16 protein-coding genes are annotated in these 25,645 nt (G+C 71.2%); 11 read left to right on the plus strand and 5 right to left on the minus strand.

Annotation, left to right across the window (positions count from 1 at the left end):
• Positions 1 to 16: 16 nt before the first annotated feature.
• The gene (locus tag AB0C01_RS01645) at positions 17 to 715 is read right to left on the minus strand and encodes an acyltransferase (protein WP_357569941.1); all 699 of its coding nucleotides are present in this window, start codon (positions 713 to 715) and stop codon (positions 17 to 19) included.
• 161 nt (positions 716 to 876) lie between these two features.
• Between AB0C01_RS01645 and AB0C01_RS01650 the strand changes: the two genes are divergently transcribed.
• The 6 genes from AB0C01_RS01650 (at position 877) to AB0C01_RS01675 (ending at position 9,596) form a co-directional block, all read left to right on the plus strand.
• The gene (locus tag AB0C01_RS01650) at positions 877 to 1,959 is read left to right on the plus strand and encodes a hypothetical protein (protein ID WP_357569942.1); all 1,083 of its coding nucleotides are present in this window, start codon (positions 877 to 879) and stop codon (positions 1,957 to 1,959) included.
• 336 nt (positions 1,960 to 2,295) lie between these two features.
• Positions 2,296 to 3,444 (plus strand): aminotransferase class I/II-fold pyridoxal phosphate-dependent enzyme, encoded by a 1,149-nt coding sequence (locus AB0C01_RS01655; RefSeq protein WP_357569943.1) that lies wholly within the window; start codon positions 2,296 to 2,298, stop codon positions 3,442 to 3,444.
• A 148-nt stretch (positions 3,445 to 3,592) separates the two neighbouring features.
• Positions 3,593 to 5,467, plus strand: coding sequence for a polysaccharide biosynthesis protein (locus AB0C01_RS01660; RefSeq protein WP_357245721.1), 1,875 nt, complete (start codon positions 3,593 to 3,595; stop codon positions 5,465 to 5,467).
• Between the two features lie 137 nt (positions 5,468 to 5,604).
• Complete coding sequence (locus tag AB0C01_RS01665; protein ID WP_357569944.1) at positions 5,605 to 7,023, plus strand: oligosaccharide flippase family protein; 1,419 nt, start codon at positions 5,605 to 5,607, stop codon at positions 7,021 to 7,023.
• Positions 7,020 to 8,390 (plus strand): glycosyl transferase family 1, encoded by a 1,371-nt coding sequence (locus AB0C01_RS01670; RefSeq protein WP_357569945.1) that lies wholly within the window; start codon positions 7,020 to 7,022, stop codon positions 8,388 to 8,390. The genes AB0C01_RS01665 and AB0C01_RS01670 overlap by 4 nt, the downstream gene beginning before the upstream one ends.
• Before the next feature lie 12 nt (positions 8,391 to 8,402).
• The gene (locus AB0C01_RS01675; RefSeq protein WP_357569946.1) at positions 8,403 to 9,596 is read left to right on the plus strand and encodes a glycosyltransferase; all 1,194 of its coding nucleotides are present in this window, start codon (positions 8,403 to 8,405) and stop codon (positions 9,594 to 9,596) included.
• Between the two features lie 39 nt (positions 9,597 to 9,635).
• Here AB0C01_RS01675 and AB0C01_RS01680 read toward each other — a convergent pair whose 3' ends face one another.
• Both AB0C01_RS01680 and AB0C01_RS01685 read right to left on the minus strand, forming a co-directional pair.
• Positions 9,636 to 11,093, minus strand: coding sequence for a hypothetical protein (locus AB0C01_RS01680; RefSeq protein WP_357245733.1), 1,458 nt, complete (start codon positions 11,091 to 11,093; stop codon positions 9,636 to 9,638).
• A gap of 227 nt (positions 11,094 to 11,320) precedes the next feature.
• Positions 11,321 to 12,667 (minus strand): O-antigen ligase family protein, encoded by a 1,347-nt coding sequence (locus tag AB0C01_RS01685; protein WP_357245736.1) that lies wholly within the window; start codon positions 12,665 to 12,667, stop codon positions 11,321 to 11,323.
• A gap of 253 nt (positions 12,668 to 12,920) precedes the next feature.
• Between AB0C01_RS01685 and AB0C01_RS01690 the strand changes: the two genes are divergently transcribed.
• Entirely contained in the window at positions 12,921 to 14,924 is a 2,004-nt protein-coding gene (locus AB0C01_RS01690) for a heparinase II/III family protein (RefSeq protein ID WP_357569947.1), read from the plus strand.
• Positions 14,921 to 16,102, plus strand: coding sequence for a glycosyltransferase family 4 protein (locus AB0C01_RS01695; protein WP_357569948.1), 1,182 nt, complete (start codon positions 14,921 to 14,923; stop codon positions 16,100 to 16,102). The genes AB0C01_RS01690 and AB0C01_RS01695 overlap by 4 nt, the downstream gene beginning before the upstream one ends.
• Before the next feature lie 81 nt (positions 16,103 to 16,183).
• On the opposite strand, the gene AB0C01_RS01700 is transcribed toward AB0C01_RS01695, so the two are convergent.
• Entirely contained in the window at positions 16,184 to 18,349 is a 2,166-nt protein-coding gene (locus tag AB0C01_RS01700; protein WP_357569949.1) for a bi-domain-containing oxidoreductase, read from the minus strand.
• Between the two features lie 177 nt (positions 18,350 to 18,526).
• Between AB0C01_RS01700 and wecB the strand changes: the two genes are divergently transcribed.
• The 3 genes from wecB to AB0C01_RS01715 all read left to right on the plus strand — a co-directional run bounded on the left by wecB (position 18,527) and on the right by AB0C01_RS01715 (position 23,858).
• Positions 18,527 to 19,609, plus strand: a complete 1,083-nt coding sequence (gene wecB, locus AB0C01_RS01705; protein ID WP_357245747.1) for a UDP-N-acetylglucosamine 2-epimerase (non-hydrolyzing) — start codon at positions 18,527 to 18,529, stop codon at positions 19,607 to 19,609.
• A 132-nt stretch (positions 19,610 to 19,741) separates the two neighbouring features.
• Positions 19,742 to 22,846, plus strand: a complete 3,105-nt coding sequence (locus AB0C01_RS01710) for a M14 family zinc carboxypeptidase (protein ID WP_357569950.1) — start codon at positions 19,742 to 19,744, stop codon at positions 22,844 to 22,846.
• A 91-nt stretch (positions 22,847 to 22,937) separates the two neighbouring features.
• Positions 22,938 to 23,858: an NAD(+)/NADH kinase gene (locus AB0C01_RS01715; RefSeq protein ID WP_357245753.1), complete on the plus strand. Its 921-nt coding sequence runs from the start codon at positions 22,938 to 22,940 to the stop codon at positions 23,856 to 23,858.
• Positions 23,859 to 24,004: 146 nt separating this feature from the next.
• On the opposite strand, the gene pgm is transcribed toward AB0C01_RS01715, so the two are convergent.
• A complete protein-coding gene (gene pgm / locus AB0C01_RS01720) occupies positions 24,005 to 25,645 on the minus strand; it encodes a phosphoglucomutase (alpha-D-glucose-1,6-bisphosphate-dependent) (protein ID WP_357245756.1) in 1,641 nt (546 codons plus the stop codon).

Raw genomic sequence — 25,645 nt, forward strand, 5'->3', positions numbered from 1 at the left:
GGTCCCACTGCTTCGACTATCGCGCCTGGAGGCCGGTGGTCAGCGACTTCGTCACGGGCGTCGGACGCGGCTCGGGCACCGGCAGCTCGGCGAGACCGGCCAACTCGGCGGCGGTCAGCCGCCGCGCGGCCGGGTAGAGCTGCCGCTCGTGGTCCCGAATGGTCTCCACCGGCCACCGCAGGCGGATCACCCGGGCCGGGTTGCCGGCGGCCACCGCGTACGGCGGCACCGACCGGGTGACCACCGCACCGGCTCCGATCACCGCGCCCCGGCCGATCGTCACCCCGTGCAGGATCACCGCCCGGGTGCCCACCCACACGTCGTCGCCGATGGTCACACCCCGGTCGTGGGTGTCGTCGCCGGCCTCCTTGTCGACCGCGATCATCGGTACGCCGACCTGGTCGATGCGGTGGTTGCCACCCCGGATCGTCACCTCGGGGCCGAACATCACGTTGTCACCGATGCGGATCCGACTCCGGGCCGCCATCAGGATCGGTCGGTGCCCGAGATCAACGTTGTGGCCGACCTCGATCGACCCGCAGGTGTACACACCGTCCGGGTCGAACGTGAAGTTGTCTCCCCGGGCGGCGAAGCGGTCGGCGAGGGCAAGGCCCCGGATCGCCCGTCGGACCCGTGCCCCCGAGCGCAGGAGACGGTCGAGCGTCCCGATCACCGGGCCGAACAGCTTTCCAGGTTGATCGAGGCGGACGCGCATCAGACTCCCGTCCCGACGCCGGCCCGCTCGGGCACCACGCGCATGTCGCCTCCCGCATCTCCGCCGGTCGTCCAGGTCGATCCAGGGGCCGATGGTAGCCTCGCCAAATTCCATAATAGGTGCATATCCCTCGAAGTCTCCGTCCGCGCAGAGAGTCCGAGATGACCAGAATCCTGATCCTGAGCGACTACCGCGGCACGTTCTACTCCACCGCCCGTACCCAACACGGGCTGTGCACGATGGACCTCGGCCGGATCACCGGGCAACTCACCCGCGCCGGTTTCGAACCGGAGGTCATCGGCTTCGCCGACCTGGACCTGAGCGACGATCTGCGCGGGGTCCCGGTGCTCTACACCTCCTCGGAGGATCGCGGGCTGCACTACAAGAGCTGGATCGAGGACCTGGTGCTGGCGTTGGAGACCGCCGGCGCCCGGGTCACTCCGGCCTACCGCTACCTGCGCGCGCACCACAACAAGGTGATGATGGAGGCGCTGCGCGCCCAACTCTTCCCGCGCGACGCCCAACGGCTGGGCACCCGCACCTTCGGCACGTACGAGGAACTCGCCGACGCGGCGCTGGACGGGCCGTGGCCGAAGGTGCTCAAGTCCGCCTACGGCGCCGGTTCCCAGTTCGTGGCCCGCGCGGCCAACCGACCGGAACTGCTGCGCACGGCCCGTGCCTTCAGCCGCACCCACGACCACGCGGAGACCGTCCGCGAGCATGGCCGGCGACTGCTTCGCCGAGACCACCACCCGCGCTCGACGCACCGACAGAAGTTCCTGGTGCAGGCGTTGATTCCGGGGCTGAGCGGTGACTTCAAGGTGCTCCGGATGGGTACGCGCTACTACACCCTCTACCGGCGTAACCGCCCCGGTGACTTCCGGGCCAGTGGCAGCGGCGACTTCGACTTCGAGGACCTGGCGGGCGTCGACCGTGCCGCGCTGCTCACCTACGCGGAGCAGGTCGCCGACATCCTCGGCACCCCGCTCACGTCGCTGGACATCGGCCACGACGGCGACCGCTTCCACCTGATCGAGTTTCAGTGCCTGCACTTCGGCACCGTCACCGCGGAGAGGTCGAGCGGCTACCACGTCCGGGCGGGCCAGGCGTGGCAGCACGTCGAAGAGGAGTGCGACATCGAGGCGGTGTTCTGCGAGGCGATCGTCGGCCACCTTCGACGCCCGGCGCCCGCACTGCCGGCGCAGCCGGCGCGATCGGCCACCTCGCGGCCCTCGCCGTACTGACGTCGAGCGCGTCCCGTTGGCGACCTGAGCACCGGCACGATCCCCCCGCCGAAGGGGCCGCCCCTCCCCCAACCGACCGGCCAGTTTTCCCCTCGCCCGACCGGCCGTTGCGACGCTCACCGTTCGTGCGGTGGATCACCGGACCGCAGAAGGCTGCCGAGCCGGCCGTGTCCGTCTGCGAGTTTCGGGGTTGATCGGGGGAATGCTGGCCGACTGTCGCCTATCGGCGCGGTCATCCGGTTTCTACCCGGTCAGGACGTGTACCGAGCGTTACGCCGACGCTACTGGAGGTGGGATCGTGCCGATGCCTGGTGGTCTCGTGATCGACGGTGCCCGATGAGTGGCACCGTGTACCTGTCGCCCCCCGACATCGGGCCGCTCGAGGAGTCGTACCTGATCGCCGCACTGCGCTCGGGCTGGGTCGCCCCGGTCGGCCCGGACCTCCAGGCGTTCGAGCAGGACGTCGCCGCGCGGGTCGGCGCCGTCGGAGCCGTGGCCGTCAACTCCGGGACGGCGGCTCTGCACCTCGCCCTGCTCGGTGTCGGTGTCGGCCCCGGCGACGTGGTCATCGTGCCCACGCTCACCTTCGTCGCCACCGCCAACGCGGCCCGCTACATCGGGGCGCGGCCGGTCTTCGTCGACTGCGACCCCCGGACCGGCAACGTGGACGTCGCCCTCGTCGACGAGGCGCTGCGACGGCTGCGGTCGCGCGGCGAGCGGGTCGGCGCGGTCGTTCCCGTCGACATGTTCGGCAGCTGCGCCGACTACCGGGCCCTGGTCCCGGTCTGCGCGGACGCCGACGTCCCAGTGGTGGAGGACGCCGCGGAGGCCCTGGGCGCCCGCCACCGCGGGCAGGCCGCCGGCTCCTTCGGGCGTGTCGGCGTGCTCTCCTTCAACGGCAACAAGATCATGACCACCTCCGGCGGCGGGATGCTGGTGTCCGACGACGCCGCGCTGCTCACCCGTGCCCGCCACCTCGCCAGCCAGGCGCGCGAACCGACGCGGCACTACGAGCACCGCGAGACGGGGTACAACTACCGGCTCAGCAACCTGCTCGCGGCGCTCGGTCGAGCCCAGTTGCTTCGGCTGGACGCGATGATCGCCCGCCGCCGGCACCTGCGCGACCACTACGCCAAACTCTTCGCCCCGGTGCCGGGCGTCGGGCTGCTCGGGGCGGAGGACGGCGAGTCCAACTGTTGGCTCACCGTCATCACCGTCGATCCGGAGCGGTGCGGCTGGCGGGCCGACGACCTGGCGGTCCACCTGGCCGAGCGGGACATCGAGACCCGGCCGGTGTGGAAGCCCATGCACCTGCAACCCATGCACGACGGCGCGGAGAGCCTGCTCACCGGCGCGGCGGAGCGGCTGTTCACCGATGGGCTCACGCTGCCCAGCGGAAGCGCCCTGACCGAGCCGCAGATCGCCCGGGTGTCCGTCGCGATCGAGGAGTTCCTGAGCCTCCGGACGGGAGCCCGCCCGGTGTGACGACCGGACGACGCGGGAGCGATGCCGGTGCGTTATTCACCCGAAATCACTCATAAACACGAGACTGCCTGTAACAAGAACAAAGGGCGTTTAGTCCCTTCCGCCGTACGCGGCGGTTGCGGTCGGAGACGGGTCAGGGAGCCAGCACATGTCGCAGGAGACCGAGCACACGGAGCACGCGGACCGCTCGACACGGCGGGCCCGGGCTCGCCGCCGCACCGCGGGCTTCCTCGCCACCGACACCACCGCCTGGGTCAGCGGCTTCGCCGCAGCCGTGTGGACCCGGTTCGAGTTCGACCTCCCGGCGGGCCAACTGGGCCGGGCCGCGGCGATCGGCCTGCTCGCGGCAGTCGCACACGTCGCCGTGGCGGCGGTACGCCGGCTCTACTCCGGACGACACCCGCTGGGCAGCCTGCAGGAGGTCCAGGGTGTCGCCGGCACCGCCATCCTGACGGCGGCCATCGTGCTGCTCGCCCTGCTGTCGTCAGGTGAGCGGCCGGTGCCGGCGAGCACCCCGTTGGTCGGCGGCGCACTCGCCCTGCTCCTGATGCTCGGTGCCCGGTTCGCGTACCGGCACCGGCGCGATCTCTCCATGCGTCCCGACGTCCGGTCGTCGACACCGGTGCTGCTGTTCGGGATGGGCAACGCCGGCCAGGAGCTGCTGCGGGCGATGCTCGGCGACCCGCGCGGCCGGTACCTGCCGGTGGGCGCCCTCGACGACGATCCCGACAAGCGCGACCTGCGCATCCGGCGGGTGCGGGTGCTCGGCGGGCGGCGCGACATCGATGCCGTGATCCGCCGTACCGGCGCGAAGGCGGTCATCTTCTCGGTGGCCAACGCCGACGCGGCGCTGATCCGCCAGATCCGCGAGGCCACGCTCACCGCCGGGGCGGTGTTCAAGGTGCTGCCCCCCGTGCGGGATCTCGTCGACCACCGGATCACCGTCACCGACGTCCGGGACGTGCAGATCGGCGACCTGCTCGGCCGCCACCAGGTGATCGGTGACCTGCCGCTGAAGACGAACAGCCTGACCGGGCGGCGGGTCCTGGTCACCGGTGCCGGCGGTTCGATCGGCTCGGAGCTCTGCCGCCAGGTGATGAAGGCCGATCCGGGTGAGCTGATGATGCTGGACCGGGACGAGTCGGCCCTGCACGGCCTGCAGATGTCGCTCTCCGGCCGCGCCATGCTGGACAGCCCGGAGCTGATCCTCGCCGACCTGCGCGACGACGAGGGCCTCCGCCGGATCATCCGGGAACGCCGTCCGGAGGTCATCCTGCACGCGGCGGCGCTCAAGCACCTGACCCTGTTGCAGCGGTACCCCGGCGAGGCGGTCAAGACGAACGTCTGGGGCACCCTGTCGGTGCTGGACGCCTGCCAGGACGTCGCCAAATTCGTCAACATCTCCACCGACAAGGCGGCCGACCCGATCAGTGTGCTCGGGTACTCGAAGCGGATCACCGAGCGACTGACCGCGCACGCCGCGTCCCGGTTCCCGGGGACCTTCCTCAGCGTCCGGTTCGGCAACGTGCTCAGCAGTCGCGGCTCGGTGGTGACGGCCTTCCAGCGACAGATCGAGGACGCCAGGCCGCTGACCGTCACCCACCCGGACGTCACCCGCTACCTGATGACCGTCCAGGAGGCGGTCCACCTGGTCCTCCAGGCCGCCGAGATCGGGCGGGACGGGGAGGCGCTGGTGCTGGACATGGGTGAGCCCGTCCGCATCGCCGACCTGGCCCGGCAGATGGCCGAGCAGGCGTCCAGCAGGGTGCCGATCGTCTACACCGGCCTTCGTCCCGGCGAGAAGCTGCACGAGGACCTGTTCGGCACCGGCGAGGTGGACACCCGACCGTTCCACCCGCTGGTGTCCCACGTCGCCGTGCCGGCGCTCGACCCGATGGAGGTGAGCGGGCTCGACCCGTACGACGACGCGGTGAAGCTCACCGAGCACCTGGCGATGCTCTGCGCCCAGCCGATCGACCCGACGGTGGGCGGTCCGGTGGGCGTACCCCTGCAGTCCCGGTGACCGGCGCGGCGGACGGTGACCAGTGCCGCACCCAAACCCCCGCACCGGCAGTTATGACCGTAGGGAACCCCAGCGCGAGGCCGCGACGCGGCAGCCGCGTCCCTCCGGCGTTCGCCGCGAAGCGATAGGACCGACAGATGCGGACCCGGGACGGCAGGTCTCAGCGGTACGAGCCGCTGCACGCCGCATCGCCCAGGTCGCGGCGGGCCGTCCAGACGTTGGAGCCACCCGCTACGGTCGACGCCGCTCCCCCCGGCCCGAGCCGCGCTCGTCGACTGCTGTCCTGGATCGCCACCGCGGCGCTGAGCCGGGCGGTCAGCGCTCTCGTACCACTCGTCCTCCTCCCCGTGACCCTGTCCTACCTGGGCACCGACCTGTACGGGCTCTGGGCCGCGGTGCTCGCCGTCACCGGGATGGTCGCCTTCGCGGACCTGGGTGTCGGCCTCGGGCTCATGACGAGGCTCGCGCCCTGTCGGGTGGACGGCGACTCGGACACGGCCCGGCGGTACGTCTCCAGCGCCTACGCGGCGGTGTGCGGGGTGGCGCTCCCGACGTGTGGCCTGCTCTTTCTGCTCGGTGGATTCGTCCCGTGGCCGCTGCTGTTCAACGCGACCGGGACGGCGGCGCGGGACGCCCACCTCGTCGCCCTGGTGTGCCTGACCGCGTTCCTGCTCAACATTCCGCTGTCGCTTGTCGCCCGCGTCCAGTACGCGTATCAGCAGGTGGCGGCCAGCAATGTCTGGCAGGCGACGGCGAGCGCGCTCTCGTTACCCCTCGCGCTCGGCGCGGTGTACGCGAAACTGCCCCCGATAGCGGTGATCGCCAGCATCGCCATCGGCCCGTTGCTCGTCAACATCGCCAACACGGTCTGGACGTTCGGCTGGCGGCTGCCGCACCTGGCGCCCCGCCTGAGATTCGTCGACGGTCGGGGAGTCCGGGAGCTGTTCGGCCTGGGCGGCATGTTCTTCCTGGTCACCCTGATCATGGTCCTGGCGGACAACGCCGACCCATTGATCATCGCGCACCTGCTGGGCCTCGCCAGCGTCACCGCGTACGCGGTGCCGGCCAGATTGTTCAACCAGCTCGGCGCGCTCGTGACACTTGTCAACCAACCACTGTGGCCGATGCACGGTGAGGCCCTGGCGCGCGGCGACCTCGACTGGATTCGCCGCACCGTGCGCCGGATGACGATCGTCTCGACGCTCATCGCCCTCCTGCCGTCGACCATCCTGGTGCTGTTCGGCGAGCAGATTCTCGCCGCCTGGCTTCCCATTTCGATCGGGAACCGCTCACTGCTGCTGGGCCTCGCCTGCTGGTGGATCGTGCTGGCGGCGATCTCACCACGGTTCATGGTGCAGAACGCGGCCGGAGTCGTCCGCCCCCAGTTGTGCGGCTATCTGCTGTACCTACCGCTGTCCATTGTCGGAAAACTGCTCGGAGTGCACTGGTGGGGAGTGGCCGCGGCACCGTACGCCGCCGTTGTCATCTACACCGTGACCGTTGTCCCGGCGGCCATCTTCGGCTACCGGCGGGCGCTGAGAATTCGGACCACATGAGAGAGGTGGAGGCACCAATGGTGTTCGACGAGGAATTCCCACGGGTACTGGTGGTGAGCCACACGCCCTTCAGCCGCGTCAGCGGCACCGCCCTGACCCTGTCGAACCTCTTCTCCGGCTGGCCCAAGGACCGCCTCGCCCAGGTGCACACCGGGAACATCACGCCGACCACGGACGTGTGCGAGAACTTCTTCCACTTTCCGCCGCGCGACCACTACCTGCCGATCCAGTACTACGCCATGCGGATGTCGGGCTGGAACGGTCGCACGCCGCTGCAACAGAGCCGGCCGATCGCCGCCGTACACGCCGCGGCGGAGAACCGGCCCGCCCTGGCCAAGATCTACGCGCAACTGCGGGCGACCGCCGATCTCAGCCCGATCCGCGTTCCCCCGGCGCTGATCGAGTGGATGCGGGGCTTCCGGCCGGATGTCGTCTACTCGATGCTCGGCAGTGTGCGGCTGACGAGGATCACGGCGCTCGCGGCGCGTACCTGCGGCGTCCCGGTCGTGCCGCACTTCACCGACGACTGGCCGGCGACCCTGTACGACAACGGTGAACTCTTCGGCCGGGCCGACCGGTCCGTCCAGGAGACGGTCGCACGACTCATCAGCCGGGCACCGCTCGGCATGGTCATCAGTGCGCCGATGGCCCAGGAGTACGCCCGGCGGTACGGCGTCCCGTTCAGCCCGTTCGCGAACTGCGTCGACGAGACCTTCTTCGCCCCACCCCGGGGCGCGGCGGAGCAGCGGGCGACGACGGAGCTGGTCTACGTCGGCGCCCTGCACCTCAACCGCTGGGAGTCGCTGCGCGACATCGGCGCCGCACTGGACGACCTGGCCGCGGCTGGTCTGCCCGTCCGGCTGACCATCCACGCTCCGGAGCAGGACCTCACCCGCCACGCGCCACACTTCGCGTCGCTGGCGCGGGTACGGCTGGGGCCGTCGCTGACCAGCGACGAGGTGCCCGCCGCGCTGCACGGCGCGGACGTGCTCGTCCACATCGAGTCCTTCGACGAGGAGATCCGCCGCTACACCCGTTACTCGGTCTCGACGAAGATCCCCCAGTACCTCGCCTCGGGCCGGCCGATCCTCGGCTACGGGCCGGCCGAGGTGGCCTCGATGCACCACATCCAGGAGGCCGATGCGGGCGTCATCGTCGGCACCGACGACACGGCGGCGCTCGTCCGCGGCCTGACCGACCTCTGCCGGGACGCGGCCCTGCGGGAACGGCTGGCCCGCAACGGGACCGCGTTCGCACGGCAGGAGCACGCCAAGGAGAACGTGGCCGCGCGGTTCGCCGCCACGTTGGGCTCGGCGGCACGAACCGGATCCACCACCGCCGGGGTCGCCGGCCGGCAACTGACCTAGATGGGTGCTGCGATGAGACGTACCGGATGGGTTGCCTGTGTGGGTCCGTTCCTCTTCCCGTGGGGGGAGGCGGGGTCCCGGCGGGTCTACGGCCTGGTGGCGTCGCTGGCCGCCGCCGGCTACGACGTGGTGGTCGCCGGCGGCGGACCGGAGCCGCTCACCAGCACGGCGCTGCCGGGCGTCGACGGACCGGGCTCGATCTCCCACCTCGGTCTCGCGGAGCGGCCGTCGCCGGAGGCGGGGCCGCTCGGCAGTTCGGTGCAGACGCTCGTGCGCTGGGGTCAGCGGACGGTCCGGTGGCTCGACGCCCAGCCGACCAAGCCGTCCCACGTGCTGGTGCACGGCGGTCAGGCGCAGTACATGTTCCATCTCCAGCGCTGGTGTCGCCGGCACCGGGTGCCGCTGATCGTCGACGTCGTCGACTGGTTCAACGGCCGCCACGTGCGCGGTGGCTACCTCGGCCCGCTGCACGTCAGCATGAAGCTGGCCCTGCGCCACTACTACCCGCGGTGCGACGGCATCATCGCGATCAGCTCCTACCTGGAAGACCACTACCGGCGCAGCGGCAGACCCGTCCTGCGGGTGCCACCCACTCTCGACGTCAAGGGCCTGACGTTGGAGGCACGGCAGACCGCGGGCGACGCACCTCCGCTCACGCTCGCCTACGCGGGAAACCCGCACGGGAACAAGAAGGATCTCCTGGGCACCGTCATCGAGGCGGTGGGCAACGTCCAACGCGACGGCGCGAGTGTCGAGCTGCGCGTCTACGGCCCGACGCTGGACGAGGTGCGCCGCCTCTTCGACGGTCGGCCGCTGCCGGACGGGGTGCGGTGCCTGGGGCGGCTACCGCAGGCCGAGGTGTCCAACGCCCTACAGGAAGCGGATTTCACGGTGCTCGTCCGCAGGCCGGAGCGGGCGGCGGACGCGGGCTTCTCGACGAAGTTCTGCGAGAGCCTCGCCAGCGGCACACCGGTGATCGCCAACCTCACCAGCGACATGGGCAGATACCTGCGCCCCCACCGGGAGGGCCTGGTCTGCCGGGACCACTCGGTCGCCGAGGTCACCGGGGCGTTCCGTGCGGCGGCGGGGTTGAGCTCCGCGCAGCGCAGCATGATGCGCCAGGCCGCGCGCGGCCAGGCGCTCGAATCGTTCGACTACCGGGCGTACGCGGAACCGCTCGGCAGGTTCTTCCGGCAGTGGGGCTGACGGCGCACCCGCGCCGCCCAGCCCGGGCGGGCGTGGCGCCTACCTGTTGGCAGCCCGTGCGGTGAAGGTCGGACCCGGGGCGGGCGCCCGATGTTCGCCGAAGATCGACCGCAGCACGTGCAGGGCCAGGAGCGTGGCCATCCCGACAATGGATTCCGGCGCCATCCCGAGCTGGTTGTTCGCCGGCACGTAGAAGACGAGAATGCAGAGCTGCGCGAAGATCAGCGACGGGACCACCCGGCGGGACGACACCGCCGCACGCCACGAGCCGGCGAAGAGCCACCCGACCAACCCCATGAACAGCGCCGCACCGGGGAAGGTGAGGTCCGAGGCGAGCCACGGATAGATGGTGGCCCAGTACATGCGCGCCGGCCACCCCATCTCGTTCTCCGTCCGGTCGGGGAAGCTCGGATGGTCGGTGAGGTCCACGTCGAGAGTCTGCTCGGCGAAGATCGCCGCGGACGGCGCGCTGCCGAGACCACGGGACCACTCGAAGGGCACCTGCAGGTTGTAGGACAACCCGAGGTAGCCGTGCGTCGGGTAACCGATCATCGCGGCGATGCCCTCGGCCATCGGTTTACCCAGGACACGTTCCACCGACGGGTTCACGCGCACCACGTCGCCCGTGGTGCCGAACTCGGCCGCCCGCGTCGCGTGATTGTGGATCATGTAGGTGGCCAGGAGCACGAACGCCGCGACGACGAGCAGGAGCGCCCGACGCCGGCGCGAGTAGGTCCGCGGCCGGTGCCGGACCGACGCCCACGCGATCAACATTCCGGCCGCGAGCATGATGACGACGTCGCCGAGGCCCTTCATCGTGCCGATGAAGAGGTAGAACGCGATGTGCGTGGTCGTCGCGCCCACGCCGGCGAGTCGCAGCCAGCCGGGCAGACTGCGCCAGTGCACGACCAGCAGCGGTACGAGGGCAACGCTGAGCACGCCGAGCGGGAAGAGCGCGGTCATCCACGGGCTCGTGCTGCCGAACCCCTGCTGATAGACGTCGAACTTGTTGACGTATCCGGCGGCGGGTGCCTGGATGTTCGCCCACACGCTGCTGGGGCCGGTGGCGCCGAACTGGGTCAGCCGCGTCAGGCTCACGACGACGTAGTAGACCGCGCTGGCCAGGACCAGTTGACGCACCAGCCGGACGCGGCCGATGGAGTGTGTCGCGGCGGCCAGCGAGGGCGGACGGCGGGCCATCTGCGCCACGTACCCACCGGCGAACAGCGCCGTCGCCAGGAGCACGAAGGCGGAGAGCTGGTAGGGGTTGGTGACATCGCGGGCCAGTCGCGTCGACCAGAACACGGCGAACGTGCCGAGCATCCACGACAGCGCCAGCACCAGCGGCAGCCAGGTGACCGTGTGACCGGCCGGTGCCGCGCGGAGCGCCGCCCCGGTCGGGGGTACCCGGTGCTCAGGTCGCGGCGCGGCCAGGAGTTGCAGGTCGCCGACCGGCGAGCGGTGTCGGCCACGACTGATTCCGTCGACGGTGGTCACCGAGGACCACTCCCGGCCGGGCGGCCAGCCCCGGACGGTCGCGGGTCGACCCGGCCAGGATTCCGCGGTTGCACTCGCCGACCCTCCACACTGTTGAGCACCCGACGCCCGTACGCGGCCCGTCGTCGTGCCAGGCCAGGTTTCGGCGGCGCGGACGGTCGCTCCGCGGCGTCGTGGTCCAAATCGCTGGCTCTCAGAAGTCACTGAACGAGCCAACGATCGGGTGGTCACCGGGTGATGGCCCCCGGCCAGTCCAGAACTGTCGCCCCGGCCGGACGTCCGGCGGCGCGGACCCGCACCGGACCCGGCAGGCCTGTCGCTCGCCGCCCGGGGTCGCCCGCCCGGCGACGGCCGGCGACCTGGACCGGCAGCATCGACAGCAGGGCGAGTACCAGCCACGGCCCCCGCTCGAACTCCCACACTCCGGTCAGCCAGAGCGGAAATCCCCCCACCAGGAACAGCCCGGCGACCCGGAGCCCGACCGGGCACTGCGCCGCCCGCCGGGCGAGCACCACCCCGAACAGGGCCGCGACGCCCAGCAGGCCCAGCAGACCCAGGTCCACGGCGACGGCGAGCACGGCGTTGTGCGGGCGGATGCCCAACGGATTCCAGAGCTCGAAGGTGCCCGCGCCGCCGCCCACCCAGAGGGCCTCCCACCAGTAGGAGGACGCGTACCGCCACAACTCGACACGGCTCAGCACGTCGCCGGTCGCCGCCGAGCCGATGAGATCGTCGGCCCACGTCAACGCGCTCTGCCCCAGACCGAGCGGCACCGTCACCAGCAGCGTCGGCACCACGGCGACCGCGGCCACCCAGGTCACCCGGGAGTTGAGTTCGCTGAGCAGTGCGTACACCACCACGAGCAGCAGGGCGACCAGGGCACCCTTGGTCCGGTTCAGGAAGATCCCGGACGCCAGCACCGGCAACGCGGTGATCAGACCGATGGTGAAGAGCCGCCGTTGACCGCGGATCTTCAACAGGCCCAGCGCCAGGACGAACGCGGTGACGCTGGAGTAGGCCGTGAAGTTGATGTTCGTGCCCTCGATGCCGAAGCGCACCGCCATGTCCATCGCGCTGGCCTGTCCCCCGGCTCCGCGCGCCTCGATGATCAGGTGCCACGCGGCGATGGCGCATCCGACGATGTAGGAACCCCCGACCGCGAGCAGGTGCGTCGGCGTCGTGGCGACGTGGCGGACCGCGACGAACAGCAGAGCGGCCGAGGTGTACGCGAGGGCCACGCTCCGCGTCTGCGCGACGTCGCTGGACCAGACGACGGTGAGCTGCGCCCAGGCCGCTACCGCGACCGCCAGCGCGTCGGGCAGTCGGGGGCGCGGAAGGCGGCAACTGAGCAGGATCGCCGCGGCGGAGGCTTGCAGGACGGTCAGCCAGGCGTTCGCCGACGACGCCTGGAAGGCCGCGACACACAGCAGCGCGACGGCGAGAGTCGTCATCCTCGTCCGCCGGCCACCCCGTCCGGCCACGGCCACGGCCCGACCTCCGGGGCGTGATCCGGCACCGGCCGGAGGCGGCACCGGCGTACGGGGGCCGAGCGGCGCCCGGGTTTGCGCTGTCACGACCACTCCTTCTCGTCCCTGCGGCGGCATCCGCGGACGTCGTCACCGGCGGTGTCGTCACTGATGCGGCACCGGCGGCGTTGGACAGACGACAGTCCGACGACCCGCCCCGACCGGCGCGCCCCACCACGACCCGGGCACCACCGAAGAGCGTCCTAAATGCCCGATTTGATCTGCGCTTGCAGCTTCCTACACCCACGGTCCCGGTCGGGACGAAACGACGGAATCGCCATTGCCCAAGGGGACGTCGAAGGTGAAACCCGATCTCCGCGCGATCGCCGTGGACATGCGCGCGCTGGGCCTGTCGGCACCGCTGCGCGCGGCGTACGAGGCATCCAAGCGCACCGGATTCCACGCGGTCCTGTTCCGCGGCGAGGCGCACCGGCACCACCCGGCCGCGTCGGTGCCGCTGACCGGCGTGCGGCCGATCGGCGACGGCGCACGGCAGCGCTGCCTGGACGACGCCGGCCAGGTGCTGAACGACGGGCTCCGGGTCTTCGGCGCCCGCGTGGCGACGGGTGTGTCGGCACCGTGGAGCACCGACCCGCTGACCGGACGGCAGTGGCCGGCGGACGACCCGTGGTGGCGCATCGACATCCGCTCCGAGGCTCGCCTGTCCGACGTGAAGCACACCTGGGAGGCGGCACGCCACCGTGACCTGGTGATCCTGGCCCGCGCGGCCCGCCTCGACCCGACCGGCCCGTGGCAGGGCGGCCTCGACGAACTGCTGCGAGCCTGGTGTACGCAGTCCCCGCCGGAGCGGGGCGTCAACTGGTACTCCAGCCTCGAACTCGCCCTGCGCGCCATCGCCTGGAACCAGATCCTCGCGCTCGTCGGCGATCGACTACCCGGCGACGTCGGGACCGCCATGGAACGGCTGCTGCTGTCCAGCGCCCGACACCTGATGGTCGAGCTGCCCTACACGTTGAGCAGCATGCGCAACAACCACCTGCTCGGTGACGCGCTCGGGCTCATGCTGCTCGCCCGGATGTTCCCCGCGGCGCGGCGCGCCCGCTGGTGGGCGCGTACCGGCGAGAAGATGTTCGCCGCCCAGCAACGCCGACACTTCGGCGCCGACGGCCGGATGATCGAGGACTCGCTGTCGTACCACCGGTTCGTCCTCGAAATGCTCATCGTGCGGGTGCTGCTCGGCGGCGCGCCGCCCAGCGTCCGCCGGGATCTGCACGCCGCCAGCCTGCACCTCGCCCGGCTCGGCGTGTTCGACGGAGACGTCCCGCAGTACGGCGACTGGGACGAGGGACGGGTGCTCGCGTCCTCCGGCGACCCGCTCGACGTGGCCGGCTCCGCCGCGCTCGGGCTCGCGCTGTGCGGCGAACGGCTGCCGGCGCGGTGGTACGCCGAATTCGACGAACTGGCGTGGTACGCGCCCCCGCACGGCCCGGAGTCCACCGCGGAGGAGTTCGGCGCGACGACGCGCCAGCGGTCGACCGCGACGACCTCCGGAGGCATCGCGCGTGTCGACCGGGGGCCGTGGCGCGTGTGGTTCAAGGTGGACGGCGGCCCCTCGCACGGCCACGCCGACCTGACCTCGGTCTGGATCACACACGACGGCAGGTGGCTGATCGCCGACCCGGGCACGGGCACCTACAACGGCCCGCTTGAGATCCGCAACGGGTTGCGTACCTCCGCCGCCCACCCGGTACGCCGGCCGGACGGGCAGGACCAGCTCGTCCCACACCGGGCGTTCCGCTGGCTCACCACCGGCCATGGCCACCTCGGCACACCGCTCGTCCTGGCGGACCGCACGATCCTCTTCGGCTGGCACGACGCGTACGCGCGCGGCGAGCACCCGGTGCGCGTCGGCCGGGCGGTCGTGGTGGCCGAGCAGTACGTGGCGATCGTCGAGTTCGCCGACCCGCCGGCGACCGCCCGGTCCTGGTCGCTCACCGTCCCGCTGCACCCCGACGTCGTGGTGGACGACGACACGCTCATCCTCGACGGGACCAAGCTCGACCTCTTCGGACTCGACGGGCACCAGGCGGTACGCGGCCGGTCGACGCCCTTCGCGGGCTGGCACAGCCGAACGTACGGACGCTGGGAGCCGGCGACGTGGCTCACGGCCCAGAGTCGGGCCGACACCGCGCTGTGGGGGCTCGGCGCGGTACCCGGGCCGCCACCCGAACCGGACGCGCTCGACGGCTTCCGCTACCAGGCGGCCTGGAGCGACGCGGGCGCCTCCCTCACCGTCACCCACCTCGGATCAGGGGATGTCCACCACGTGCGAGCACCACGATGAACCCCCGCAGAGTCCTCGTCCTCAACCACTTCGCCGTGCCCCCGGGCCATCCCGGCGGCACCCGGCACGTCGAGTTGTTCAGCCGGCTGCCCGGCTGGACGCACGTGATCATCGCGAGCCGCCGCAACATGATCACCGGCCGGCCGCAGCGCGCGGAGCCGGGCTTTCACCTGGTCGCCGTGACGCCGTACCGGGGCAACGGTCTGGGCCGGGTGGTCAACTGGGCCAGCTACGCGGTGACGGCCACGGTGGCCAGCCTGCGCCAACCCCGACCCGACGTGGTCTACGCCTCGTCGCCGCACCTCCTGGCCGGCCTCTCCGGCTGCGTCGTGGCGACACTCCGGCGCACGCCGTTCGTCCTGGAGGTCCGGGACCTGTGGCCGCGGGTGCTCGTCGAGATGGGCACGCTGTCGGAGACGTCGGTGGCGTACCGGGCGTTGGAGCGCCTCGAACGGTTCCTGTACCGGCGCGCCGACCGCGTGGTGATCATGGCGCCCGGTGTCCGGGCGGCGATCGAGGGCAAGGGCGTGGCGCCCGAGAAGATCGCCTTCATCCCCAACGCGGCGGACCCCGAGGACTTCGTACCCAGCCGACCCCGCGCCGAACTGCGGGAGCGATACCGGTTCACCCGCCGGACCGCCGTCTACGCCGGTGCACACGGCCCGGCCAACGGACTCGACCTGCTGCTGGCCGCCGCCGAGGCGGTGCCCGAGATCGACGTCGTACTGGTGGGCGCGGGAGTGGAGAAGGCACGCCTTCAAGCGAAGGCCCGCGCCATCCCCAACGTCCGCTTCCTCGACCCGGTGCCGAAGTCGGAGATCCCCGACCTCCTGCACGCCGCGGACGTCGGCGTGCACGTCCTCGCCGACGTCGAGCTGTTCCGGGCCGGAGTCAGCCCCAACAAGGTGTTCGACTACATGGCCGCCGGGCTGCCGATCGTCACCAACAGCCCGGGGACCGTCGGCGACCTCGTGCTGGGCGCGGACTCCGGACACGTGACCCCGCCGGGCCACCTCGCCCACGGCCTCGCTCAGATCACCCAGGCGAGCCCGGACGAACTGGCCAAGATGGGCGCCGCCGGCCGGAGTTGGATCCGGGCGAACCAGTCGCGTACCGCGATGGCCCACGCCCTCGGCCGGCTGCTCGCGCTGCTCGTCGACGGCGACGCGCCGCGCTGACCCGGGCCGCCCCGCGCTGACCCAGGCCGCCCCGCGCTGACCCGTCGCGCCCGGTGCGCCCGGCCGCCGGGCGCGGGGGTGTCACGAGGTCGAGCCGGCCCGCACGCTCTCCAGGTCGACCTGGGTGGGCAGCCGCGACGGGTGTTCCTGGATGCCGGCCAGGGCGGCGATCGCGGACAGCGCGGCCCTCGTCGTGCCGAAGGAGGCGTCGAGGTCCCGGTCGTCGGGCACGTTCCCGGCGATCACCGCTCGGGTGCGGGCGAGCAACTCCTGGTGTCCCTTGCCGCCAGGAACCCGCTTCACCTCCCGGCCGTCGATCTCCAGACGCCGGAAGTCGTCGATCACCACCGTGTGCCCGCGACCGAGGACCTCCAGGCGCTCCTTGGGCGTCCGCCGGTGCCCCCGGGTGGAGTACGTGATCGTCGCCGTGGACCCGTCCGGGTATCCGAGCAGGACACTCACGTCCTCCTCCAGACCCGGCTCGCCGCGCCCGCTGCCGTACGCGTGCACGACCCGCGGCTGCTCGCCCACCAGCCACGACGCGAGGTCCATGAAGTGGCACACCTCGCCCCGGATGCGGCCACCCTGGCGTCGGTCGTGATACCAGTGGGCGGCGGGCAGTTGCCCGGCGTTGACCCGGTAGGCGACGGTGATCGGCCCGGACCCGGACGCCAGGGCCGACTTGGCGTGCACGACCATCGGCGCGTGTCGACGGTTGAACCCGACGAACAGGTGGCCGGAGTTGCGGTCGTAGGCGGCCCGGACCTCGTCGAGTTCGTCCTGGGTCAGCGCGAGCGGCTTCTCCACGAAGACGTGCTTGCCGGCGTCGAGCGCCTGCGCCACCAGGCGGGCGTGCGAGTCGTGGCGACTGAGGATGAACACCACGTCGACGTCGTCGCGCACCAGCAGGTCCTCGACTGTCGGTGCGACCACGGCGATGCCGTTGCGCTCGGCCGCGTGCCGCGCGGACAGGCCCCGGGCCGACGTGATGGCGACCAGGTCGTCTCCCCAGCCCGCCGCCTTGAGCGCGGGCAGGAACGTCGCCTTGGCGTAGGCGCCGGCCCCGATCAGGCCGCCCCGTGGCGACGTCGAGGTGCGGCGCGGCCGGAGGGTGATCGTCTGCCGGAACGGCTGTGCGGGAGCCGAGTAGCTGAGCTGCACCGCGAGGGAGCGCGGGTCGGAGGCCAGCACGTCGTAGGCCGCCGTCGCGCGCTCCACCTCGTACACGTGCGTCACCAGGTCGTCGACCGCGACCCGACCGCTGGCCACCAGGTCGAGGTACGCCTCGATGTTGCGCCGTGCCGTCCAGCGCACGTGGCCGATCGGATAGTCGATGCCCCACTCCTCGTAGGCCCGGTCGTGGCGGCCGGGACCGTAGCTGCGCGCGAACCGGAGATCCAGCTCACGCTCGTAGAAAGGTCGACGGTCGAGGTCCAGACCGACGTCACCGACCACGACCAGTCGGGCGCGGTCGCGGGCGATCTCGGTGCTGCGCGCCACCGGCTCCGACGAGGGTGTCGCCGCCGTGATCAGGACCGCGTCGACGCCCCGGCCACGGGTCAGTTCCATGATCTGCTCGGTGGTCGCCGCACCGGCCTCGACCAGGCCGACGGCCCCGCACTCGCCGGCCAACTGAGCGGTCCAGTCGCGCAGGTCGATGCCGATGACGTGCAGGCCCGAGGCGAGCGCCAGTCGTACCGTCAGCTGCCCCACCAGGCCGAGACCGACGACCGCGACCGAGCCACCCAGACCCACCTCGGCCTGCCGCAGGCCCTGCATGGCGATCGCCGCCACCGCGCCGAAGGCGGCCGCCTGGTCGGACACCGACTCCGGTACGGGTACCGCGAGCAGACCCGGCACCGCCTGGTACTCGGCGTGCCCCACCGACGCGGTGGCGACCCGCATTCCGGGTCGGATGCCGTCGGTGGCGGCGCCGGCCGTGACGACGACACCCGCGGCGCTGTAGCCGAGCGGCATGTCCTCGTCGAGCCGGCTGCGCACCGCGGCGAGCGTCGAGCGGACTCCCCCGGTGCGGGCCCGGTTGACGACCTGGCGGACCAGATCCGGCCGGGCCCGCGCCTTGCGCAGCAGGCTCGCCGACGCCAGCTCGCGCACGGCGCGCTCGGTTCCCGCCGAGAGCAGGGACCTGCGCGTGGCGACGAGCACCTCGGTGGCACCAGGCTCCGGTTGGGGAACGTCGACGATGCGCAATTCTCCGCCGGACACCGATTGGACGATCTGCTTCACGCGGCTCTGCCTGCCTTCGGAATTGAGAACATCATTCACGGCAGGTCACCGGTCCGGGCGACGCACACCGCAATGCATCCGTCATTCGGCATTCTATGACGATTAGATGCCTTAAACTGGATAACTTGTACTATTGGCGCGCCGCCGTTGATTCGCACCGAATTTCCGAGGAGAGCCATGCCAGCCGACGCCGTTCTGCACGTCGCGGGTGCACGTCCCAACTTCCCCAAGGCAGCACCGGTGATCCGCGCGCTGGAGCGGCACGGCGTGACGCAGCGCCTCGTCCACACCGGACAGCACTACGACGAGCGGATGTCCGAGGTGTTCTTCCGGCAGCTGGGCCTGCCCGAGCCGGACATCAACCTGGGAGTCGGTTCGGGAAGCCACGCGAGCCAGACCGCGAGCGTCATGACCGGCCTGGAAGAACTGATGATCGCCGACCGCCCGGCCCTCACCGTCGTCTACGGCGACGTCAACTCCGCACTCGCCGCCGCCCTCGTCGCGTCGAAGCTGGGCATCCCGGTCGCGCACGTCGAGGCAGGGCTACGCAGCTTCGATCGGTCCATGCCCGAAGAGATCAACCGGATCGTCGTCGACCACGTGTCCGACCTGTTGTTCGCCACCAGCCCCGACGCCGTGTCGCACCTCGGGACCGAGGGCGTCCCGGCGGAGAAGATCCATCTGGTCGGCAACCCGATGATCGACACCCTGCTGGCCAATCTCGACCGCTTCGACGTCGCCGGCATCCGGGCGACGCTCGCGCTGCCCGACCGCTACGTGGTGGCCACGCTGCACCGACCGGGCAATGTCGACGATGCGACAGACGTCGTCGACCTGGTCAAGGCGTTGCACGCGGTCGCCGACCAACTCCCGGTCATCCTGCCGCTGCACCCGCGCGGCCGGCGACACCTCGAAAGCGCGGGCCTGCTCTCGCATCGCGCGCTGCGGGTCGTCGCCCCGCTGGGTTACCTCGAGTTCGTCAGCCTGGTGCGCGGCGCCGCCGTCGTCGTCACCGACTCCGGCGGGGTGCAGGAGGAGACGACGATGCTCGGCGTGCCCTGCCTGACGCTGCGGCCCAACACCGAACGCCCGATCACGATCACGCACGGCACGAACCGCCTCGTCACCCGGTCGACGCTCGCCGAGACCGTGGCGAGCACGGTGGCCGCGCCTCGACCCGCCAGCTGGCCCACCCCGCCGATGTGGGACGGCGCGGCGGGTGACCGCATCGCGGACATCATCTCGGCGACACTCCGGTAGCCAGTCCACCACACGATCACAGGCGGCACCCACACCAACACGGGCAGCCACCTCGCGCCCATTGAACTATTGACATCGTTCACGCCGCACCGAAGGCTCGCGCCTACAGGTCCTTCACCCAAGGAGGCGCGAATGAGACCGAGACGACTGGCGATCGCCGGCGTGCTCACCCTGCTCGGCGCACTGGCGTTGACCCCGCCGGCCAGCGCGAAGCCACCGTCCGACCCGGTCGCACGCGACGGCTTGGAGGTGTACGTCGGCACGGTCGACGCGAAACAGCGGGACCAACTGCGCGCGGCGGGGGTCGACCTCGGCCACGACGCGAAGACCGACGCGGCCGGACAGACCACAGTCGAGACGGTGCTCAGCCGCCGGCAGGCCAAGAGGCTCACCGACCAGGGCGTCCCCCTGTCGGTGAAGAAGGTTCGCGGCAAGGACGCCTCGCAGGCGCTGCGGGAGCAGGCCGCGGCCGGCTGGACGGCGTTCCGTCCCTACGGAGAGCCGGGCGGCCTCCGGGACGAGCTGAACGCCACCGCGGCCCGTCATCCCAAGCTGGCCAAGGTGGAGACGATCGGCCGCACCCAGCAGGGCCAGCCGATCCTCGCCGTCAAGGTCACCAAGAACGCGCGAACCGTCGAGGACGGTAAGCGACCGGCGGTGCTCTACGCCGGTGCGCAGCACGCCCGCGAGTGGATCACGCCGGAGATGAACCGCCGGCTGATGCACCACGTGCTGGACAGCTACGGCACCGACCGGGAGATCACCCGCCTGTTGGACACCACCGAGCTGTGGTTCCTGCCGGTCGCCAACCCGGACGGCTACGACCACACCTTCACCCCCGGCAACCGGCTGTGGCGCAAGAACCTGCGGGACAACAACGGCGACGGGCAGATCACCTCGGGTGACGGCGTCGACCTCAACCGCAACTTCAGCTACAAGTGGGGGTACGACAACGAGGGCTCGTCACCGGAGCCGAACAGCGAGACCTACCGGGGTCCGAGCCCCAACTCGGAGCCGGAGACCAAGGCCCTGGACCGGCTCTTCAAGCGGGTCGGGTTCGAGTTCTTCGTCAACTACCACTCGGCGGCCCAGTTGCTGCTCTACGGCGTCGGCTGGCAGGTGAGCACCCCCACCCCGGACGACGTGATCTACGAGGCGATGGCCGGTGACGACGCGCACCCGGCGGTGCCCGGCTACGACCCGGACATCTCCGCCGAGCTGTACACCACCAACGGTGACACCGACAGCCACGCCACCGTCAAGTACGGCACGTTGGGCTTCACGCCGGAGATGTCCACCTGCGAGGCCGCCTCGGCGGTCGACCCGGACGACCAGTGGCGCCCGGAGGACTGCGCGAGCGAGTTCATCTTCCCCGACGACGAGGCCCTCATCGCCGGTGAGGTGCAGAAGAACCTGCCGTTCGCGCTGGCCGTGGCCCGATCCGCGGCGGACCCGGACGACCCGGTGTCGGTGGTCGGCCGCAGCACCCCGGACTTCGTGGTGGACGCGTTCGACACCTCGTACGGGCGCACCCAGCAGGTCGCCTCGATCACCCGCCGGGCGCTGAAGAACGTCCGGATGCACTACACGGTCAACGGCGGGCGACCGAAGACGGTCGCGGTCCGCGAGTGGCGCGGCGGCGAGCGGTACGGCGACACGCACGACGACTACTACGCCGAGCTGCGCGGCACGGTCACCGGCGCGAAGCCGGGTGACCGGGTGGAGGTCTGGTTCACCGGCAACAAACCCCGGGCCGGGGTGGTCGCCAGTCAACACTTCACCTACCAGGTGCACCGCGACATCGGCGGCGACGTGCTGGTCCTCGCGATGGAGGACGTCACCGGCCTCAGCCCGACGCAGACCGGCACCACCGCGAAGTACGCCGACGAGGTCGCGGCGTCGCTGAGCGCCGCCGGGCGCAGCAGCGACGTGTACGACTTCGACGCGATGGAGCGCGCGGCACCCCACCCGCTGGGCGTGCTGTCGCACTACAAGACGGTGGTCTGGGAGACCGGCGACGACATCATCGTGCGCTCCCCCGACCAGGTGCCCGGCACCACGGCCAAGGCGGCGCTGACCACCGAACTGGCCGTGCGGGACTACCTCAACGAGGGCGGCAAGCTCCTGATCAGCGGCCAGTACGCGCTGTACGCCCAGGGCGCCAACGGGTCGTACGTCTACCACCCGGACGCGCCGCCCGAGTGCACCGACGCCGAGTCCGCCGCCTGCCTGCCGTTGTTGAACGACTTCCAGCAGTACTGGCTGGGCGCGTACACCTACGTCAGCGACGGCGGCACCTCCCCGGAGGGGGGACCGTATCCGGTCGCCGGCACCGACGGCGCGTTCGCCGGCTTCAGCGGGCAGCTCAACGCACCCGGGTCGGCGCAGAACCAGGAGCACGGCGCGTCGTTCCTGACCACGTCGGGCTTCCTGCCGCCGGACGAGTTCCCCCAGTTCGCCAGCTCCGCGCCGGTGGGCTGGACCCGGCCGGGCGGCGCGCCGTTCGATCCGCGTACCGGTGAGTGGTATCTGCACAGCGGGCAGAGCGACGAGTCGTACAAGCGGCTCACCCGCACGGTGGACCTGACCGGGGCGAGCAGTGCGGAGTTGCGCTTCTTCACCTCGTACGACATCGAGCAGGACTGGGACTTCCTCTTCGTCGAGGCGCACGAGGTGGGCACCGACAACTGGACGACCCTGCCGGACGTCAACGGCAAGACCAGCACGTCCACCGGGGAGAGCTGTGCCAGCGACTGGGTCGGGCTGCACCCGTTCCTCGCCCACTACCAGGGTGCGGACTGCTCGCCCACCGGGAGCACCGGCAGCTGGAACGCGGCGTCCGGCGCCTCCGGCGGCTGGAAGGAGTTCGTGACGGACCTGTCCGGTTACGCCGGCAAGCAGGTCGAGGTGTCGATCACGTACGCCTCGGACTGGGCCACCCAGGGGCTGGGCGTCTTCGTGGACGACGCCCGGGTGCTCGTCGACGGGGCGACCGTGGCGGAGACCTCGTTCGAGTCGGCCGACCTGGACGGCTGGACGGTCGCCGGTCCGCCGGCCGGATCCGGTGGCAACGCCACCGACTGGTCGCGCAGCCAGCGGGCGTTCGAGGAGGGCTCCGTGGTGGCCACCGCCGACACGGTCTACCTGGGCTTCGGGTTGGAGGGGCTGCCCCCGGCGGCCCGCGACGACCTGGTCGCCCGCTCGCTGAGGCACCTCAGCGGTCAACCCCGACCCTGACGGCGGCGAGGTGCGCCGACGGTCCCCGGACCGTCGGCGCACCTTCGCGGTACGCCGGGTGCGGCCACCGCGAATGTGGTGAGCTGTACGGGTGTCGGGGCTGGGACTTGTGCTGCACCCCACCCGGGATGTCACCGAGGTGGTCGGGATCATCGAACGGTGGGCGACGCGCCACCACAAGACGCTGATGGTGCGCGAGGAGGACCAGCACCGCGTACCGTCCTGCGTCGAACCGGTGCCGGCCGAGGAGGTCGCCACCCGCTCCAACGCGTTGATCAGCATCGGCGGCGACGGCACCATGCTGGGTGCGCTACGTTCCGCCATCCGTGACCCGAAGCCGGTGCTCGGCGTACACCTGGGTCATCTGGGGTTTCTCGTGGAGATCGAGCCGCCGGAGCTGCCCGACGCGCTGAGCCGGCTGCTGTCGAAGGACTTCACCGTCGAGTCGCACGCCTGCCTCGCCTGCGACGTCTGCGGTGACGACGTCGTGGCGTTCAACGACATCGCGTTGGTCCGCCAGCCCGGCTCCGGCTTCGTCAGCGTCACCCTCGGCATCGACGGCCAGCAGTACGGCTACTACCGCAGCGACGCCGTGGTGGTGAGCACCCCGATCGGCTCGACGGCGTACAGCTACGCGGCCGGTGGCCCACTGATCTCCCCCGCCGCGGACTCGGTGGTGATCACGCCGTCGGCGCCGATGGCCGGTATCTCCCGGTCGGTGGTGCTCTCGCCGGACGAGAAGATCCGGTTGGAACTCCGGCCCGACTCGTCGCCGGTCGTGGTGGAGATGGACGGGCTGGTGTTCCGCGACGCCGCGACGGAGGGGGCCGTGGACATCACGTACCGCCGCAACGCCGGCCTGGTGGTCCGCTTCGACCCGCTGCGCTACCAGGAACGCAACCAGCTGAAGATGACCCTGCTCGACCTGCCGTTCCTGCCGGAGCAGCTCCGCGAACTGCTCCCCGAAGAACTACGACGAAGAGCCCAACAAGAAATCCCCCCACCCTGCTAACCCCCCTGCCCTGCCACCCCCCACCCCACCCTCAGCCCCGTTGATCAAGAGGTTTGCGTCACCCGCGCGGCGTGTCCTGACGCAAACTTCTTGATCAACTTGGGCAAGGCGGACCCGGAGGGGGCAGGGGTTAGGGGGTTAGGGGGTTAGGGGGTTAGGGCCTGGTCTACCAGGTTTTTGGCTTCTTCTTGGATCTGCTTGAGGTGGTCGGGGCCCTGGAAGGACTCGGCGTAGATCTTGTAGACGTCCTCGGTGCCGGACGGGCGCGCGGCGAACCAGCCGGACTTCGTGCTGACCTTGAGGCCGCCGATCGGGGCGTTGTTGCCGGGGGCGGTCGTCAACGTCGCGGTGATCGGCTCACCGGCGAGCTCGGTCGCGGTGACCTGGTCCGGGGAGAGCTTTCCGAGCACGGCCTTCTGCTCCCGGGTGGCCGGGGCGTCGATCCGGGCGTACGAGGGCGCGCCGAACCGCTCGGCCAACTCCGCCCAGTGCTCGCTCGGGCTGCGCCCGGTGGTGGCCAGGATCTCGGCGGCGAGCAGGCAGAGCAGGAGGCCGTCCTTGTCGGTGGTCCAGGTGGAGCCGTCGCGGCGCAGGAACGACGCCCCGGCGCTCTCCTCACCGCCGAAGCCGACCGCTCCGTCGAGCAGCCCGGGCACGAACCACTTGAAGCCGACCGGTACCTCCAGCAGCGGCCGACCCAGGTCCGCGGCGACCCGGTCGATCATCGACGAGGAGACGAGCGTCTTGCCCACCGCGGCGTTCGGACCCCATTCGGTACGGGTCCGGAACAGGTGATCGATCGCCACCGCCAGGTAGTGGTTGGGGTTCATCAGGCCCGCGTCCGGGGTGACGATGCCGTGCCGGTCGGCGTCGGCGTCGTTGCCGGTGGAGATCTGATAGTCGGCGCGGGCGGCGATCAGCGACGCCATGGCGTTGGGCGAGGAGCAGTCCATCCGGATCTTGCCGTCGCCGTCCAGGGTCATGAACCGCCAGGTCGGGTCGACCGTCGGGTTGACCACGGTCAGGTCCAGCCGGTGCCGCTCGGCGATCTCACCCCAGTACGCCACGCTCGCCCCGCCCAGCGGGTCCGCGCCGATCCGGATCCCGGCGTCGCGGATGGCGTCGATGTCGATCGCCGAGGGCAGGTCGTCGACGTAGTGGGCGAGGAAGTCGTACTCCCCGGTGGTGTCGGCGGCCCGCGCCCGCGCGTGGGTGATCCGGCGGACCTCCTTGAGCCCGGCGGCCAGGATCGCGTTGGCGCGGTCCTGGATCCACCGGGTCACGTCGGTGTCGGCCGGCCCGCCGTTCGTGGGGTTGTACTTGAAACCGCCGTCGTCCGGCGGGTTGTGCGACGGGGTGATGACGATCCCGTCGGCGAGCCCACTGGTGCGTCCCCGGTTGTGGGTGAGGATCGCGTGCGACAGCGCCGGGGTGGGGGTGTAACCGTCGCGGCTGTCGACGAGCACGGTGACGTCGTTGGCGGCGAGCACCTCCAGGGCGTCCACGGCGGCCGGCGCGGACAGCGCGTGGGTGTCCCGGGCGAGGAAGAGCGGCCCGTCCAGCCCCTGCTCCCGTCGGTAGTCGCAGAGCGCCTGGGTGACGGCCAGGATGTGGTCGGAGTTGAACGCGTTGCGCAGGCTGGAGCCGCGGTGGCCGGAGGTGCCGAAGGAGACCTGCTGGGCCGGGTCCGTGGGGTCCGGATGCTCGGCGTAGTAGGCGGTCACCAGGCGCGGCACGTCGACCAGGTCGGCGGGCTCGGCGGGCTGGCCGGCACGGGGGTGGGTCAC

This window comes from Micromonospora sp. NPDC048905 (assembly GCF_040649655.1).
Lineage (GTDB): Bacteria > Actinomycetota > Actinomycetes > Mycobacteriales > Micromonosporaceae > Micromonospora.

What these genes read in the sequence shown, in the direction of transcription:
- AB0C01_RS01645 (WP_357569941.1), bottom strand. Translation starts at nt 715, where the DNA reads ATGCGCGTCCGCCTCGATCAACCTGGAAAGCTGTTCGGCCCGGTGATC.
- AB0C01_RS01650 (WP_357569942.1), top strand. Translation starts at nt 877, where the DNA reads ATGACCAGAATCCTGATCCTGAGCGACTACCGCGGCACGTTCTACTCC.
- AB0C01_RS01655 (WP_357569943.1), top strand. Translation starts at nt 2,296, where the DNA reads ATGAGTGGCACCGTGTACCTGTCGCCCCCCGACATCGGGCCGCTCGAG.
- AB0C01_RS01660 (WP_357245721.1), top strand. Translation starts at nt 3,593, where the DNA reads ATGTCGCAGGAGACCGAGCACACGGAGCACGCGGACCGCTCGACACGG.
- AB0C01_RS01665 (WP_357569944.1), top strand. Translation starts at nt 5,605, where the DNA reads ATGCGGACCCGGGACGGCAGGTCTCAGCGGTACGAGCCGCTGCACGCC.
- AB0C01_RS01670 (WP_357569945.1), top strand. Translation starts at nt 7,020, where the DNA reads ATGAGAGAGGTGGAGGCACCAATGGTGTTCGACGAGGAATTCCCACGG.
- AB0C01_RS01675 (WP_357569946.1), top strand. Translation starts at nt 8,403, where the DNA reads ATGAGACGTACCGGATGGGTTGCCTGTGTGGGTCCGTTCCTCTTCCCG.
- AB0C01_RS01695 (WP_357569948.1), top strand. Translation starts at nt 14,921, where the DNA reads ATGAACCCCCGCAGAGTCCTCGTCCTCAACCACTTCGCCGTGCCCCCG.
- wecB (WP_357245747.1), top strand. Translation starts at nt 18,527, where the DNA reads ATGCCAGCCGACGCCGTTCTGCACGTCGCGGGTGCACGTCCCAACTTC.
- AB0C01_RS01710 (WP_357569950.1), top strand. Translation starts at nt 19,742, where the DNA reads ATGAGACCGAGACGACTGGCGATCGCCGGCGTGCTCACCCTGCTCGGC.